Here is a 15488-nt window from a genome sequence, read left to right as displayed (position 1 = left end):
GCAGCGCGTTGAAGAACCACGCAAGGAGAAGTTCATGATTCGGAAGATGACACTGGGGTTCTGGCTGGCCGCGAGCTGCATGTTCGCGATGCCGGCGGGAGCCGAAGAAGCGGCGCCGGCCGCAATTGAAGCGGCTGCTCCCGCGCCCGAGGCCGCACCGGCCGAAGCGGCTCCGGAGGCTGCAGCCGTCGAGGCCGCGCCCGCCGAAGCGCCGGTGGCGGAAGTGAAGAAGCCCAAGAAGGAAAAGAAGAAGGCGGAGCCCGAAGTGGCGGCTGCCGCTCCGGTGGAAGTGGCGCAGGCCGAGCCTGCGCCGGCTGAAGCCCCCGTCGCCGAAGCGGCTGCCGTACCGGCCGAAGCTGCTCCCGCAGCCGAGGCTCCGGCCGACGCGCCCGTCGCGCCGACCTTCAATGAAGGCAACGTCAGCTGGATGATGACCTCGACGGCGCTCGTACTGTTCATGTCGCTGCCGGGCCTGGCCTTGTTCTATGGCGGTATGACGCGCCAGAAGAACATGGCGTCGACGATGACGCAGACGTTCGCGATCTTCTGTCTGATCTCGGTGCTCTGGGTCGTCTACGGCTACAGCATCGCTTTCAGCGGCTCGAGTCCGTTCTTCGGAACCCTGGACAAGATGTTCCTGAAGGGAGTGATCTACGACTCGAACGGCTTCTTCACCGCCACTGCGACCTTCAGCAAGGGCGTCGTGATTCCGGAGCTGATGTTCGCGATCTTCCAGCTCACCTTCGCTTGCATCACCTGCGCGCTGATCGCGGGCGGTTATGCCGAGCGCATGAAGTTCAAGGCGGTGCTGATCTTCACGGTGGTCTGGTTCACGCTCAGCTACCTGCCGATGGCGCACATGGTCTGGTGGTGGGCGGGTCCGGATGCGTACACCTCGGCCGAAGTCGTGGGCGAACTCAACTCGACCGCGGGCTACCTGTGGCAGCTCGGCGCGCTCGACTTCGCCGGCGGCACGGTGGTGCACATCAACTCCGGTATCGCAGGCCTGGTGGCAGCGATCATCGTCGGAAAGCGCTCGGGCTACGGCAAGGTCGCCATGCCCCCGCACTCGCTCACGATGTCGGTCATCGGTGCCTCGATGCTCTGGTTCGGATGGTTCGGCTTCAACGCGGGTTCGAACCTCGAAGCCAACGGCTACGCGGTGCTGGCGTTCGCCAACACCATGGTTGCCACGGCGACGGCGGGTCTGGCCTGGTTCTTTGCCGAATGGGTCTTCAAGGGCAAGCCGAGCCTGCTGGGCATCATCTCCGGCGCCATCGCGGGTCTGGTCGGCATCACGCCGGCTTGCGGATTCGTCGGCATCGAGGGTGCGCTGATCATCGGTCTGGCGGCAGGCGCTGGCTGCTTCTTCGCCTGCGCTTACCTCAAGCGCATGCTGGGCTATGACGATGCGCTCGACGTGTTCGGTGTGCACGCCGTCGGCGGCATCATCGGCGCCATCCTCACCGGTGTGTTCGTGGATCCGGCCAAGGGCGGCGTGGGCGTCTACGCCGACTGGTTCTCGATGACGGTGGGCTACTCGCCGACGCAGATCCTGATCCAGGTCAAGGCGGTGGCTCTGGCGGTGGTGTGGAGCGCGGTGGTTTCAGGCGTCACGCTGCTGGCCCTCAAGTACACCATCGGCCTGCGTCCGAGCGAAGAGGCCGAGAGCGAAGGTCTCGATCTCGCCGAGCACGGCGAGAAGGCCTACAACATGTAATGACAGGCTGCGCGAGGGGAGTTTCCCTCGCGCAGCTTTCTCCTCCCAGGGGTGTTGTGTTGGGGCGGATCGGCAACGGTCCGCCCCTTTTCTATGGGCGATCAATTGCTACGCCCCGTGCCGCGTCGGGTCATCGATATCGGCATCGACCTGCGACATGGCCGCAGCTGACGTCATGCCATTGCGCCCAAGCTACGAGTGGATATCGTCGTTACCGCTGTCAGTGCTGGCCGTGCATTCATGGCAAGCGGTGGGGAGATCCGGACAGCGGCATCGCGCCGGGACGATTCGCATAAATTCCAGTCCTGGGGCTTAGGGCTGTCGCCGCGAGCCGCCCACAACGACGCTCGGCGGACCCGACAGGACGCGGCCCTGCAGATAATGTGAATTTCCGGCTGCGCGATCAGCCGAGGACTGCCATGCTTGGGTCCACAACCGGCGAAGTCGTAGGCGGACGCGGATTGCGACTGGTTGAGAACAGCAGAACATAACCAGAATCTGGGGAGACCACCTGATGCACGGCGACGCTCGAGGCGCTTTCTCGCAGTTGTTCATCCGGGTCACCGAACCGATCGTGTTCGGCAAGCGGCCCCGCACGTTGATCGTGCTGTTCTTCATGACGCTGTTCATGGGCTGGCAGGCGGCCCACCTGAAACTCGACACCGGTTTCGAGAAGCAGCTTCCGCTCGGACATCCCTACATCCAGGTTTTCAAGCAGTACCAGCAGCAGTTCGGCGGCGCCAACCTGGTGCTGTTCGCACTGATCCGCAAGGACGGCTCGCCCGGCAAGGATCTGTACGAACCCGAATTCATGGCCACGCTCAAGGCGCTGACCAATTCGGTGTTCTTCACGCCGGGAATGGATCGCACACGCGTGAGTTCCATCTTCACGCCCGACGTGCGCTACGTCGAAGTGCGCGAGGAAGGTCTGTACGGCGGCAACGTCATTCCCGCCGATTACGCGCCCACCGAGGAGATGCTCACGCGGGTGCGCTCGAACGTGACCAAGGCCAAGGTGCTGGGCCGCCTGGTGGCGAACGACCAGTCCGGCGCGATGGTGTTCTCCGAGCTCTTGGAACAGAACCCGGTCACCGGGGCCAAGCTGGACTACGTGAAGACCGCGGCGCTGATCGAGGATGTCCGCCAGCGTTTCATCAATCCCAAGATGTTCGAGTACCGCCTCAAGGCAGCGAGCGATCCGCTGAAGGCCGGCGACGTCGCGATGGTGACGTACACCGATCCGCGCAAATGGAATCTGCGCTTCCAGGACGTGGAGTTCACGGTCGCGCTCGAGAGCGGTGACAAGGAAGTGCGCAAGCTCAAGGGGAGCGACTTCGAGATCGCGGAAGTCGACAACCCGGACTACAACGCCAACGTCGACATCCACATCGTCGGATTCGCGAAGGTCGTCGGCGACATCGCCAACGCATCGCTCGAAGTCGTCGGCTTCTTCGCGCTGACGATCTTTCTGGTCTGGGTGATCCTCTGGTGGTACACCGGCTCGGGCCTGATCGCGCTGCTGCCGCTGTCCTGCGGCATCCTGGCCGTGGTCTGGGAGCTGGGCATCCTGCACCTGTTCGGTTTTGGCCTGGATCCGTTCGCGATCCTCGTGCCCTTCCTCGTGCTCGCGATCAGCGTCAGTCACGGCATCCAGATCACCAGCTTCTGGCTGTTCGAAGTCGCGGACCATCGACTGAACAGCCTCGACGCCTCGCGCGCGACGTACCGTCGTCTGGTGATTCCTGGCATCACCGCACTGCTCACCAACGTGGTGGGCTTCGGCACGATCCTGCTGATCCCGATCGGCATCGTGCAGGAGATGGCGATCAACGCGATGTTCGGCCTCGTGGCCGTCATCGTGTGCAAGAAGATCCTGCTGCCCTGCCTGCTCTCGTACGCCAAGCTCGGCAACCCCGACAAGTTCCGCGAGCACCAGCGCCGTCGCGATGCGGCTTTTGCGCCGGTGTGGCGCGCGATCTCGATGATCACGGACAAGCCGGTCGCGGCCGTGGTGCTGACCCTGGCGGTGGCGAGCTGGGGTTGGGCCGAGTGGGTCTCGAAGGATCTGAAGATCGGCGAACTGCACGATGGCGTGCCGGAGCTGCGGCCCGAGTCCCGCTACAACCGCGACTCCGCGAAGATCGCCAGCGAATTCTCGATCGGCGTCGACGTGATCAAGGTCATCGCCCAGAACAAGGCCGACGGCTGCATCGATCACCGCATCATGGAGACGATCGACCGCTTCGCCTGGCGTATGCAGAACACCGAGGGCGTGCAGTCGACGCTCTCGATGCCGCAGGTCGCCAAGATCGTCTACAACGCGTTTTCCGAAGGCAACCCGAAGTTCATGGTGCTGCCGCGCGAGTCCGGTGCGCTGGTGCTGGCGGGGCAGCAGTTCCCGACGTCGAGCGGACTGCTCAACGCCGACTGCAGCGCGATGCCGGTCTTCGTCTTCACCGCCGACCACAAGGCCGAGACCATCGACAAGGTCGTGGCGGCGGTGAATAAATTCGTTGCCGATGAGGGCGACGCCTCGCCGGTGAAGTTCGCGCTGGCTACCGGCAACGTCGGCGTGATGGCGGCGACCAACGACGTCATCGAGGATACCGAGCACACCGTGCTGCTCTGGTTGTACCTGTGCATCGCCATCTGCGTGTGGGCCTCGTTCCGCAGGCTCGCCGGCCTGGTCTGCGTGCTGGTGCCGCTGGCGCTGGTGTCGGTGTTCACTTACGCGGTGATGGTGTTCCTCGATATCGGCCTGAAGGTCTCGACCTTGCCGGTGGCCGCGTTCGCCGCGGGTATCGGTGTCGACTACGGCATCTACATCTACAGCGTGCTGGAGGAGTGCGTCACCGAACGCAAGATGAGCTTGCGGCGCGCCTACGAGCAGACGCTGCACCAGACCGGCAAGGCGGTGATCGTGACCGCCCTGGCGCTGGCCGCCAGCGTCTGCACCTGGCTGCTGTCGGGACTGCAGTTCCAGGTCGACATGGGCATCCTGCTGACGATCATGTTCCTGGCCAATGCCGGTGCCGCCGTGTTGCTGCTGCCGGCGTTCGCGGCCTTCCTGCTCAAGCCGCCGGCTCCGGGCCCCACTTCCGACGCGACCAAGGCGGTGACGGCATGAACGCGCTCAAGCCAACCCTCATCGCGGCGTCTCTGACAGCCTTGCTCGCGCTCGGCATCGCCGTGGCACAGGACGACACCGCGCCGGCTGCCGCGGAAGCGGCAGCGCCGGCCGAAGATGCTTCCGCTGCCGCCGCGACGACCGCAGAGGCGGCGCCCGCGGAAGAAGCGGCGCCGGCCGAGCAAGCTCCTGCCGAAGCGCTGCCGCCGGTGAAGCCGCGTGCTGCGGAGATCGCGCGGCTGGCCTCGCACACGCTGCTGCTGGGCGTGGCCTGTGCTGGCGACACGCTGGTCGCCGTCGGCGATCGCGGCAACATCCTGCTGTCTTCCGACGGCCAGACCTGGAAGCAGGTCGAGGTGCCCATCAACGTCACGCTGACCGCGGTGGCATTTGCCGACGCGAAGAACGGCTGGGCCGTGGGTCACGACGCCACGATCCTGCACACCACCGACGGCGGAAAGACCTGGGCCCTGCAACGCTTCATGCCGGAGAAGGGCGAGCCGCTGCTGAACGTGTTCGCGGTCGACGCGCGGCAAGCCTATGGCGTCGGCGCCTACGGCATGTTTCTGCAGACCGCAGACGCGGGCGCGACCTGGACCGAGGTCGAAGCCACCCCGATTCGCGAGGACGGTCTGCACCTCAACGCCTTGATCCGGCTGGGCGACGGCAATCTGTTCATCGCCGGGGAGACCGGCCTGATCGGCGTCAGCATCGACGGCGTCACCTGGGAACGCCTGCCGGCGCCCTACGAAGGGTCACTGTTCGGCGCGCTGCCCCATGGCGAGAAGGGTGCGTTGGTCTTCGGCCTGCGCGGCAACGTACTGGTGACCGACGACGTCCGCGCGGGCACCTGGCAGCCGGTCGACATCGGCACCGTGCAGTCCATGTTCGGCGGCGCGATGCTGCCCGACGGCCGTGCGGTGCTGGTCGGATCGGACGGGGAAATCGTCTACATACGCCCCGATGGCACCGCCCATCGAGCGCCGCCCGCATCGGGTTCCCTTTCCGGCGTCGTCGCCGTGGCGGATCACCTGCAGATGGTCGGCGAGGACGGCGTGGCCCGGGCCCCGCTCGGCCAGTAGCGGACGGCCCGGGAACGCGTGGTATCTTTTCGCCCCAGCGAATCCTGGCCCATGCCGCCGGGATCCCACCACCTGTGGAGATACCGATGTTCGCGTTTCGTCGAGTCCTGATTGCCATTTCCATCGCCCTGAGCCTGTTCGCGGTCGGCGGCTGCGCTTCCAAGAAGACGATCGATGCGACCAGCGCCGAGTCGGTCATCTCGGGCGTGAACAAGGGTGACAACGTGCGCATCACCACGCGCAACGATGTGGTCCACAAGTTCGTCGTCACGAAGATCACCAACAAGGCGCTCTACGGCGAGAACGAGCGCGTGGTCTACGAGGACATGTCGAAGGTCGAAGTCCTCAAGAAGGAAAAGGACAAGAAGGAAGGCGAGGGTTTCTGGAGCAAGTTGTTCTGATACCCCTGCGACGGCATCAGGCCGTCGCCCTCGAAGAACCGGTCGTGCCAGGCCTGTTCTTCGACACTCCTTCCCTTGCCCGTCCTGCGCGACGGGTGGCGGCGCCAGTCTGATCGGGGATATGTCGCCCGTACCGGTGACAGGCTCGTCGGCGCCGCGGTCCGCGCCATCGGCGTGTCCAGAAGATCGTTGCGCGTGATCGCAAGGTCGCCCGGCACGTCGACCACGAAATTCCCGAAGCTGTCGCCGACGCCGGGAGTGCGCGGCCCGGGTTGTCGAACGCACGAACGCCGCCCTTGATCAGCACCTGCCGCTGCGAGTCCCCTGCATCGCGAGGCCGCCGCTGGGCCGCGTCGAAATCCTGGCCAGGGGTCAGGGCCGACCTTTGGCCAGTGCGTCGGCAACCTGCCGAAGGTCGGTGACGAAATCCGCGAAGCCCTGCTCGCGCGCAGAGGCATCCGGCAGCCGCAACAGGTAGGACGGATGCACCGTGGCGATCACGCGCGATCCGTCTTCGCCCGTGTGCCAGGTGCCGCGCTGCTTGAGCAACTTGAAGCTGCTGCCCAGCATCGCCGACGCCGCCATGCTGCCCAGGCACAGGATCACGTCGGGCTTCACGCGCTCGATCTCGGCGTCCAGCCAGGGACGGCAGGCCTGCTGCTCGTAGGCATCGGCGCGCTTGTGCAGGCGCGTCTTGCCGCGCGGCTCGAACTTGAAATGCTTCACGGTGTTGGTGACGTACAAGTCCGCGCGATCGAGCCCGGCCTGTTCGAGCGCGCTGTCGAGCAGCTTGCCGGCGGGGCCGATGAAGGGCTTGCCCGCGAGATCTTCCTGGTCGCCAGGCTGCTCGCCGATGACCATCACGCGCGCGTGCGCCGGTCCTTCGCCGAAGACGGTCTGCGTCGCGGGCTTCCACAGATCGCAGCGACGGCAGTCGTGCGCAAGGCGGCGCAGCTCATCGAGGCTGCCCGTCGGCACCGGCAGAGCCTCGGGCGCGACATGACCGCGGATCTTTCGGTTCGGCGCGGCAAACGCCTGCTCGACCATCGCGTCCCGACGCTGCGCGGCCTCGCGAACCAAGCCCGGGATCAATCGCGCCTCCGGGAGATTCTTCCAGTACTTCTGCGGCATCTCCTGGGTCATGGCCTTCACCTTGAGCCGCGCCGGATTGAAGATGCTGGCGTAGTAGGTCCGCCACAGGTCTTCGAGGACGTCGTCCTGCGGCGCATCGCTGCGCAGCGCACCTGGCCCCAGGCTCAACTCCTGCCCGTCCCAGTGGGCGCTGCGATACGGCGTCAGAATCGACCAGCGCATGCCGGCGAAGCGGCCCGCGAAGAACGGTGCGAGCTGCTCGACGACGTAGTGCTCGGGCTCGAACCAGGCGACGAAAACCGGCTCGCCGTCGTGTGCTGCGATCTCGCGGAAGCGCACGAAGGCCTTCATCTTGTGCGCGTCGCGGTGTACGGATTTCTCGCAGGCACGCGCGCGCACGATGTCGGCGTCGGTCACCTGCTCCAGCAGCCGCGGCTCGCCGTGCGTGAGCCGCCACAGGATGCGATACATCAGCGCCGGGCTCTGCGGATCCGAGTGCGCGAGCACGCTGCGGGCCAGCGGCGGAAATTCGCGTGGTACGCGCGCCTGCGCAGCGCCTTGGCCGGTCGACTCCGATATCGGCGTTGCTCCGAGCAGATCGTCCTGCGGCCCGGTGGTCCAGCTCACGTCTTCGGGCGGCACCGCATCCCGCAACAGCGCACGCGCCGCGTCGCGCCAGGCCTCGAAGCCGGCGCCCGGAGGAAAGTCGACCTGCCTCATGCGCCGAACAGGTCGCCCTGCGTCGCCGTGATCTGCGTGCGTCGCAGGTTCGCGGTCTCGGCATCCGCGCGCGGGCGGTGATCGGCCGTGATGATGAAGGGCGCGACGCGCTTCATCGGCACGCGCAGCTTCACGAGATCGTCGTAGCGCAGCGTCTTCACCAGGCGCAGCTCGAGCAGGCGCTCGACGTTGCGCACGCCCAGTCCCGGCACGCGCAGCAGCGTCTCGCGGTCCGCACGATTCACGTCGACCGGGAACTGCTCGCGATGACGAAGCGCCCAGGCCGTCTTCGGGTCGATGTCCGCCGGAAGATCCGGCGCATCCAGCGGCACGATGTCGTCGACGGTGAACCCGTAGAAGCGCAGCAGCCAGTCGGCCTGGTACAGCCGGTGCTCGCGCATCAGCGGCGGCGCCAGCGGCGGCAGCACGCGCGACGCATCGGGGATTGGGCTGAACGCCGAGTAGTAGACGCGGCGCAGCCGGTAGTTGCGATAGAGGTTGTCGCTGGTCTCGAGCACGTCGCGATCCTTCGCCGCGTCGGCTCCGACGATCATCTGCGTGCTCTGTCCGGCCGGCGCGAAACGCGGCGCGCGCTTCTCCTCCAGGGTCTCGTCGATCTTGAGCCGCAGGCTGCCCATCGCGGCGCGGATATCACGCAGATTCTTCTCCGGCGCCAGCGACGCCAGGCCCGTCTCGGTGGGCATCTCGACGTTGATCGACAGCCGGTCGGCCCAGCGCCCGGCCTCGGTGATGAGTTCGGGCGCCGCGTCCGGAATCGTCTTGAGATGGATGTAGCCGCCGAAGCGATGATCCAGCCGCAGCTTGCGCGCGACCAAGCCGAGTTGCTCCATCGTGTAGTCGGGCGAACGGATGATCCCGGAACTCAGGAACAGCCCCTCGATGTAGTTGCGCTTGTAGAAATCCAGCGTGAGCTTCACGACCTCGTCGACGCTGAAGCGCGCACGCGCCACGTTGCTGCTGCGACGGTTGATGCAATACGCACAGTCGTACGTGCAGAAGTTCGTCAGCAGGATCTTGAGCAGCGAGATGCAGCGTCCGTCCGGCGCGTAGGCGTGGCAGATGCCCATCCCTTCGGTCGACCCGATGCCGCCCGATTTGAGCGAATCGCGCTTCGGGCCGCCGCTGGACGCGCAGGAGGCATCGTACTTGGCGGCATCGGCCAGCACCGCGAGTTTCTGGACGATTTCCATGACGGTTAGATGGTGCCGGGGGCGCAGGTTTGCAACGCGCCGGACGACGCAAGACCTGCTCCCGGCTTCGAGAGACTCAGTCGCGTGCGAAGCGGTTCGTCGCCTCGATGAGCTGCGCCAGCGTGCCGTGCTCGCTGGCGGCATGGCCGGCGTCGGCGATGACACGGAAGTCCGCCTCGGGCCAGGCGCGGTGCAGGTCCCAGGCCGAGCGCATCGGGCACACCACGTCGTAGCGGCCCTGCACGATCACGGCCGGGATGTGGCGGATGCGGTGCACGTTCTCGATCAGCCAGTTGTCGGTCTCGAAGAAACCGTTGTTGACGAAGTAGTGGCACTCGATGCGCGCGAACGCCTCGGCGAAGCGGCTCTCGCCGAAGCGCATGACCATGTCGCTGCTGGGCAGCAGCTTGCTGGTCGAGCCTTCCCAGATGCTCCAGGCGCGCGCCGCCTCGCTGCGGATGCGCGCATCGGAACTCGTCAGGCGCCGGTGATAGGCCATCACCATGTCGTCGCGTTCCGCCTCCGGGATCGGGGCGAGGAAATGTTCCCAGGCATCCGGGTACACCCAGCTCGCGCCCTCCTGGTAGAACCAGGCGATCTCGGCACGGCGCAGCAGGAAGATGCCGCGCAGGACCATCGCGCTGACCGCCTCGGGATGGCGCTCGGCGTAGGCCAGCGCCAGCGTCGATCCCCAGGAGCCGCCGAACACCAGCCATTGGTCGATGCCCAGGTACCGGCGGATGCGCTCGATGTCCGCCACCAGCTCCCAGGTGCCGTTCTCGCGCAGCTCGGCATGCGGCGTGGAGCGCCCGCAGCCGCGCTGGTCGAACAGCACGAGGCGGTACTTCGCCGGATCGAAGAATTCGCGATGCCAGGGTTCCGAGCCGCCGCCGGGCCCGCCGTGCAGGAAGACGGCCGGCACGCCCTGCGGATTGCCGCACTCCTCGATGTGGAGCTCGTGCAGGTCGCTGACCCGCAGGCGGTGCGTACGAAAGGGCTCGGTGGCGATGAAGCTCACGACGGCAATCCCGTGCCCGGAAGGCTGACGACGAAACCGTAGAGCAGCACGGCGAAGCCGCCGATCTCGGCCGCGGCCAGCAGCCACATGAAGCCGTGTATCGCGATGCCCGGCAAGGTCAGCTTGCCGAGCCGGTGCGGCGAACGCAGCTGATTGTCGGTGTCCTGCAGGATGCCGTGGACGATGTACATCACGATCGCCGTGGCGAAGAACAGCAGCGGCAGGCCGGCGGCCCACAGCGTGCCCGTCGGCGACAGCGGCGAGTAAGGAACGAACTCGCGCAGCAGGATCGCCGAGAAGGCGTACATCAGGCTCGCCCGATGGGCGATGTCCACGTACACCGGCGCGATGGCCTCGGGCGATCGTGCGATGCAGGCGTATTTCCAGAATCCGGTGAGCAGTCCGGAGGAGAAGAAGGTACCGGCGGCCAGCAGGCAGAGTTGTTCGGCGTTCACGCGGCGGTTTCCAGGGCAGGTCGGCGATGGTAGGCGCTGGCGTGGAATTTTTCGCGTCGCGCAGGTCGTCGGCGCGCCGGCGCCGGGTATCGGCGGCGGCCTCGTCGCGACCTCGATTTCCTGCAAGATTTTCGTTGATGATGTCGAGTGACCGCGTTAGCATCGCGTGCAGTTCCGGAACGCGATGCATGACGCTCGCGAGACACATTTTTCCGGAGAATTCTGCGGTATTGGCGGCGAGGTGGATGATGGCGGTGACCCAGTGGCTGTCCCGGTTGTGCGTGGCGGCAACCTGCCTGGGAGGGATGACCGCCAAAGCCGACGAAACCTCGACGAACGCGGCGCTCGACGCCGGCATCAGGACCGCCCAGTCCGGTGCGATCCTCGCTGCAGATCCGGCCGTGGCGCCTGCGCCGGTTCCGCCGGTGCGCCGTCCCGATCTGGCCAAGGCCGACGCCGACGACATCCTGTTCCCGCGCTATCCGATCCTGGCGCCCAACGTGGCGTTCTGGACCAAGGTGTTTTCCGAATACTCGGAGAACCAGAGCGCGATCCACGACATGAACAACCTCGACATGGTGTTCGAGGTGCTCGATTTCACCAGCGAAGCCGCGTACATGGACCCGGGGTCCCTGCGCCGGCTGAAGAACGCCGAGGAAGCCGCCGCGCTGACGCGCACGCGCAAGCTGCTCGAAGAGGTCCACGAAGCCCGCTACCAGCCCGAAACGCTGAACGTCGAGCAGCGCCGCATCTTCGACCTGTTCTCGAAGAACACGGACGACGCCCGCTTCGCCAACGCCGCGAAGGCCTTGCGTTCTCAGCGCGGCCTGCGCGAGCGCACGCAGATGGCGCTGGAGACCTCGGGCAACTACCTGCCGGCGATGGAGGGCGTGTTCCAGTCCTACTCGCTGCCGCTGCGGCTGACGCGCCTGCCGCTGGTGGAGTCGAGCTTCAACGTCGAGGCCTATTCGAAGGTCGGCGCCGCGGGCCTGTGGCAGTTCATCCCGTCGTCGGCGCGCATCTACATGCGCCTGAACGACGTCGTCGACGATCGTCGCGATCCCTGGACCAGCACCGACGGCGCCGCGCGCCATCTGCGTGACGATTACGCTGCGCTCGGCGCCTGGCCGCTGGCGCTCACGGCCTACAACCACGGGCGCGGCGGTATCGCGCGTGGCCTGTCGCAGACCGGCGGCACCGAGCTGCCGGACCTCATCCGTGGCTACAACGCCAAGAGCTTCGGCTTCGCGTCGCGGAATTTCTACGCCGAGTTCCTCGCGGCCTCCGATGTCGAGCGCAACTGGCGCAAGCATTTCGGCGAGATCCAGCGCAAGACGCCGCTCGAGTTCGACGTCGTCGAGACCCAGCACTACGTGCCTTACGAGACGCTGCGCCGGCTCTGCAATGCCGACGACGAGGTGTTCCGCAAGCTCAATCCCGCGTACCGGCCCGAGGTCATCGCCGGCAAGCTGTACGTCCCGCCGGGGCATCTGATCCGCGTGCCGGCCGGCGCCGCGCAGAACTTCACGGTCGGCTACGCGCAGCTCGGCGACCACGAGCGCTTCGACCAGCAGCGCGTGAATTACCTGCTGCACAAGGTCAAGCGCGGGGACACGCTCTCCAAGATCGCGTCGCGCTACGGCGTCACCCAGGCCTCGATCCGCAACAACAACCGCGTCGGCAAGAAGGGCGTGCGTGCCGGGCAGGTCCTCAAGATCGTGCCGCACAGCGAAGCGCGCCCGGGGCCGGTGACGGTCGCCGTCGGCGAGTCCAAGCCGGGTCTGACGCGTGCCGAGAAGCATGCCTCCGATGCGGTCGCCAAGGCGGTGCCAAAGCCATCGAAGGCCGGGTATCGGACGCACAAGGTCCGCTACGGCCAGACGCTGACCTCTATCGCGCACACCTACAAGGTGTCGCTGCGCGATCTGCGCCAGGCCAACGACATGGGCAGCTCCAGCGAGATCCGCGTCGGCGACAAGCTGCGCGTGCCGGTCAGCCGGTAGGGACAGTCGGCGCAGGTCTGGGCAAGGCTGCCCGTCCGGAGCCATCCCGTAGCCCGGACGAAGCCCGGGGCTGCGCTCCGTATGCGAAAGGAACCCCCGGACTTCGTCCGGGCTACGGCGTAGCTAGCGGCCGATCAGTCCGAACACGCCCACGGCGATCAGATAGAACGCCACGATGTAGTTCAGCAGTTTCGGCCGTACCAGGATCAGCACGCCCGCGATCAGCGAAATCACGGGTACGACTTGCATGTTGATGTGCAGGGTCATCGTGGTCGGAGGATGTGGGGACGATCGATTGTAGGTCCCGCTCAGGCCGGGGCCAGGTTCACGAAGTAGTCGAACGCGAACACGCCGATCATCACCAGCGCGATGACGAGCTTGGCAACGATGCCCAGCATCAGGCCGATCCAGGCGCCGACACCGGAGACCGCGGCCTGGCCGACGGTGCGCCGGGCCTTGAGCTCGCCGAGCACGGCGCCGACGAAGGGGCCGAAGACCAGGCCGGGCAGTCCGAAGAACATGCCGACAAAGGCGCCGACCAGCGACCCGGCGATGGCCTCGGGGCTCGCGCCGAATTTTTTCGCCCCCAGGCTGCCGGCGATGAAATCCAGGGCCAGCCCGATGACCAGCAGCACGACCAGCACCGACAGCGTGAACATGCCGACGCGGGTGTACTGCGTGGCATAGGCCAGCGCCCAGAGCCCGCCGAAAACGAACGGCAGGCCCGGCAGCGCGGGCAGCACGGCGCCCGCAAGGCCTACCGCGACGAGCACGAAGCCGAGCAGCGTGAAGAGGAGGTCGATGTTTTCCATTTCGATGGCGCGGATCGTCTACGGCACTGGCCCGACCGCCGCTGAACCGGATCACTCACGCCGACAAGTCGGTGGGCGCAGACCTGCGCTGAACCGGGCTCCCCGGTTTTTGGGGGGCCGCGTCCTGCGCCTGCCGGAAGTCTAAGCGGATACCGGGCGGGTCTCCCGCGTGGATCGCGCGGTGCCGGAACCTGGGCGACGGCGCCGTCACATGGTCCGTGAGGGCTCGCGGCAAGGCTGTCCGGCCATGCGGAGTGAAACAGGCCATGGCTTAAACTTCCGCGATGCTGGCCTATCGTTCTGTTCGCAGTCCCCTGACGTCCCGGTTGCGCGAGCTCGACAATGCGCAGGGATACGACGAATGGCGCGAGATCGCGCTGGATGTCGACCGCCTTGAAGGTGCCGAAGCCTGGAAGCAGGACGAAGCCAGCGACGACTACGATCACCTGCTGATCCGCGAGCGCCTGGCCGAGATGCGGCGCCTGCGCTCGGCGGGCGAAGTCCAGCGGCTGGTGCACGCCCTGAACGAGGGCCTGCACGGAAATCTCGGCAACGTCACCGCGCCGTCGCTGTACGGTTTCGCGCGTGTCGGCACGAAGCGCCTGATCGAGGAGTACGTCTCGGAAGTGGTGCGCTGTCTGGATTACATCTGCGCCGGTGACTTTCCGGACTTCTCCGAGGACGACAAGATCGTCTTCTTCAAGCGTACCGGCACCAGCTTCGGTCGCAGCGCGCTGCTGCTGTCGGGCGGTGCGACGCTGGGCATGTTCCACCTGGGCGTGATCAAGGCGCTGTTCGAGCAGAAAATGCTACCTCGCGTGATCAGCGGATCCAGTGCCGGCGCGATCATCGGCGGCATGGTCGGTACGCGCACCGACGAACAGATGCCGCAGCTGTTCGACAGTGAATCGCTGAACCTCGGGGCGTTCCAGCGCGTCAGCCTGCGCAACGCGCTCAAGTCCGGCGGCATGATGAATCCGGCGCAGCTCGAACAGTGCCTTGCCACGAACGTCGGCGAAGAGACGTTCACCGAGGCGTTCCAGCGCACGCGCCGGATCATCGGCGTCACCGTCTCCGCGGCAGAGGAGCATCAGCAGGGCCGCTTGCTGAACTACCTCACCGCACCGAACGTGCTGCTCGGCCGCGCGGTGCTGGCGTCCTGCGCCGTGCCGGGCGTGTTTCCGCCGGTGCAGCTCACGGCGCGCGACTTCGAAGGCCAGGTCGTCCCTTATCTTCCGTCGAAGCGCTGGATCGACGGCACCGTGTACAGCGACCTGCCGATGCTGCGGCTGGCGCGTCTGCACAACGTCAATCACTACATCGTCAGCCAGACCAATCCGCACGTGGTGCCGTTCATGGTCAACGACCATGCGCGACGCAGCGGCCTGCTGCCGCTGGCGCGGCAGGTGGTGCTGAACGCCGGCCGTGGCACCGTGCGCCTGGCGCGCACGCACCTGCAGGAGTCGCCGGTACGGCGCGTGGCGGATCAACTCAACGCCGTGATCGCGCAGCGCTACTCGGGCGACATCAACATCCTGCCGCGGCACACACCGCGTCAGTTGTTGCGCATGTTCAGCAATCTCGATGCGCGTGAGCTGGCCAAGTACATCCAGGAAGGCGAGCGCGCGACCTGGCCCAAGCTGGATCGCATCCGCAATCAGACGGCGATTTCGCGCGCCTTCGAGGATTGCACGCTGATCCTCAAGGATCGACACCTGAAGCGGATTTCGGCGCGGCCACGTTCGCGGCTGCGAGTCCTCAGCTGACGACGGCGTCATAGACCGGGTTTCTGCCCGATCGGGCCGCTGGTCGCGTTGGCCACGCGCGTATGCGTCGCGGCTGGGAAA

Annotated in this window: 12 protein-coding genes; 6 read left to right on the top strand and 6 right to left on the bottom strand. The window is 66.3% G+C overall.

Features of this window, described 5'->3' with window-relative positions; genetic code table 11:
• The first annotated feature begins 34 nt into the window (after positions 1 to 34).
• The 4 genes from DFR24_RS12050 to DFR24_RS12035 all read left to right on the top strand — a co-directional run bounded on the left by DFR24_RS12050 (position 35) and on the right by DFR24_RS12035 (position 6330).
• Positions 35 to 1720, top strand: coding sequence for an ammonium transporter (locus DFR24_RS12050; RefSeq protein WP_246051639.1), 1686 nt, complete (start codon positions 35 to 37; stop codon positions 1718 to 1720).
• Positions 1721 to 2234: 514 nt separating this feature from the next.
• Positions 2235 to 4847 carry an efflux RND transporter permease subunit gene (locus DFR24_RS12045; protein ID WP_133881670.1) on the top strand — a complete coding sequence of 871 codons (2613 nt, stop codon included), beginning with the start codon at positions 2235 to 2237 and terminating at the stop codon, positions 4845 to 4847.
• Positions 4844 to 5929: a YCF48-related protein gene (locus DFR24_RS12040; protein ID WP_133881669.1), complete on the top strand. Its 1086-nt coding sequence runs from the start codon at positions 4844 to 4846 to the stop codon at positions 5927 to 5929. Before DFR24_RS12045 ends, DFR24_RS12040 begins: the two co-directional genes overlap by 4 nt.
• An 86-nt stretch (positions 5930 to 6015) precedes the next feature.
• Positions 6016 to 6330: a hypothetical protein gene (locus DFR24_RS12035; RefSeq protein ID WP_133881668.1), complete on the top strand. Its 315-nt coding sequence runs from the start codon at positions 6016 to 6018 to the stop codon at positions 6328 to 6330.
• Positions 6331 to 6702: 372 nt separating this feature from the next.
• On the opposite strand, the gene DFR24_RS12030 is transcribed toward DFR24_RS12035, so the two are convergent.
• The 4 genes from DFR24_RS12030 to DFR24_RS12015 form a co-directional block, all read right to left on the bottom strand.
• Entirely contained in the window at positions 6703 to 8142 is a 1440-nt protein-coding gene (locus tag DFR24_RS12030) for a UdgX family uracil-DNA binding protein (RefSeq protein WP_133881667.1), read from the bottom strand.
• Complete coding sequence (locus DFR24_RS12025; RefSeq protein ID WP_133881666.1) at positions 8139 to 9353, bottom strand: putative DNA modification/repair radical SAM protein; 1215 nt, start codon at positions 9351 to 9353, stop codon at positions 8139 to 8141. Before DFR24_RS12025 ends, DFR24_RS12030 begins: the two co-directional genes overlap by 4 nt.
• A 76-nt stretch (positions 9354 to 9429) precedes the next feature.
• Positions 9430 to 10371 (bottom strand): prolyl aminopeptidase, encoded by a 942-nt coding sequence (pip, locus tag DFR24_RS12020; RefSeq protein WP_133881665.1) that lies wholly within the window; start codon positions 10369 to 10371, stop codon positions 9430 to 9432.
• On the bottom strand, positions 10368 to 10826 hold the full coding sequence (locus DFR24_RS12015; protein ID WP_133881664.1) for a hypothetical protein: 459 nt from the start codon (positions 10824 to 10826) through the stop codon (positions 10368 to 10370). Before DFR24_RS12015 ends, pip begins: the two co-directional genes overlap by 4 nt.
• Before the next feature lie 245 nt (positions 10827 to 11071).
• Here DFR24_RS12015 and DFR24_RS12010 point away from each other — a divergent pair, with 245 nt between their 5' ends.
• The gene (locus tag DFR24_RS12010; RefSeq protein WP_246051638.1) at positions 11072 to 12829 is read left to right on the top strand and encodes a lytic transglycosylase domain-containing protein; all 1758 of its coding nucleotides are present in this window, start codon (positions 11072 to 11074) and stop codon (positions 12827 to 12829) included.
• 123 nt (positions 12830 to 12952) lie between these two features.
• Here the strand turns inward: DFR24_RS12010 and DFR24_RS12005 are convergent, their stop codons facing one another.
• Together DFR24_RS12005 and DFR24_RS12000 are read right to left on the bottom strand one after the other, a co-directional pair.
• Positions 12953 to 13096: a DUF3096 domain-containing protein gene (locus tag DFR24_RS12005; RefSeq protein WP_133881662.1), complete on the bottom strand. Its 144-nt coding sequence runs from the start codon at positions 13094 to 13096 to the stop codon at positions 12953 to 12955.
• A 41-nt stretch (positions 13097 to 13137) separates the two neighbouring features.
• Complete coding sequence (locus DFR24_RS12000; RefSeq protein ID WP_162851180.1) at positions 13138 to 13641, bottom strand: DUF456 domain-containing protein; 504 nt, start codon at positions 13639 to 13641, stop codon at positions 13138 to 13140.
• Positions 13642 to 13967: 326 nt separating this feature from the next.
• Between DFR24_RS12000 and DFR24_RS11995 the strand changes: the two genes are divergently transcribed.
• Complete coding sequence (locus tag DFR24_RS11995) at positions 13968 to 15407, top strand: DUF3336 domain-containing protein (protein ID WP_246051636.1); 1440 nt, start codon at positions 13968 to 13970, stop codon at positions 15405 to 15407.
• The last annotated feature ends 81 nt before the right edge of the window (positions 15408 to 15488 follow it).

This window comes from Panacagrimonas perspica (genome assembly GCF_004364935.1).
Lineage (GTDB): Bacteria > Pseudomonadota > Gammaproteobacteria > Nevskiales > Nevskiaceae > Panacagrimonas > Panacagrimonas perspica.
The sequence above is the reverse complement of the archived record's forward strand: the minus strand, read 5'-3'. Positions and strand labels throughout refer to the sequence as shown.

Excerpts from the sequence above, each read along its gene's own strand:
- DFR24_RS12050 (WP_246051639.1), top strand. The coding sequence starts at position 35 with ATGATTCGGAAGATGACACTGGGGTTCTGGCTGGCCGCGAGCTGCATG.
- DFR24_RS12045 (WP_133881670.1), top strand. The coding sequence starts at position 2,235 with ATGCACGGCGACGCTCGAGGCGCTTTCTCGCAGTTGTTCATCCGGGTC.
- DFR24_RS12040 (WP_133881669.1), top strand. The coding sequence starts at position 4,844 with ATGAACGCGCTCAAGCCAACCCTCATCGCGGCGTCTCTGACAGCCTTG.
- DFR24_RS12035 (WP_133881668.1), top strand. The coding sequence starts at position 6,016 with ATGTTCGCGTTTCGTCGAGTCCTGATTGCCATTTCCATCGCCCTGAGC.
- DFR24_RS12030 (WP_133881667.1), bottom strand. The coding sequence starts at position 8,142 with ATGAGGCAGGTCGACTTTCCTCCGGGCGCCGGCTTCGAGGCCTGGCGC.
- DFR24_RS12025 (WP_133881666.1), bottom strand. The coding sequence starts at position 9,353 with ATGGAAATCGTCCAGAAACTCGCGGTGCTGGCCGATGCCGCCAAGTAC.
- DFR24_RS12010 (WP_246051638.1), top strand. The coding sequence starts at position 11,072 with ATGATGGCGGTGACCCAGTGGCTGTCCCGGTTGTGCGTGGCGGCAACC.
- DFR24_RS12005 (WP_133881662.1), bottom strand. The coding sequence starts at position 13,096 with ATGACCCTGCACATCAACATGCAAGTCGTACCCGTGATTTCGCTGATC.
- DFR24_RS12000 (WP_162851180.1), bottom strand. The coding sequence starts at position 13,641 with ATGGAAAACATCGACCTCCTCTTCACGCTGCTCGGCTTCGTGCTCGTC.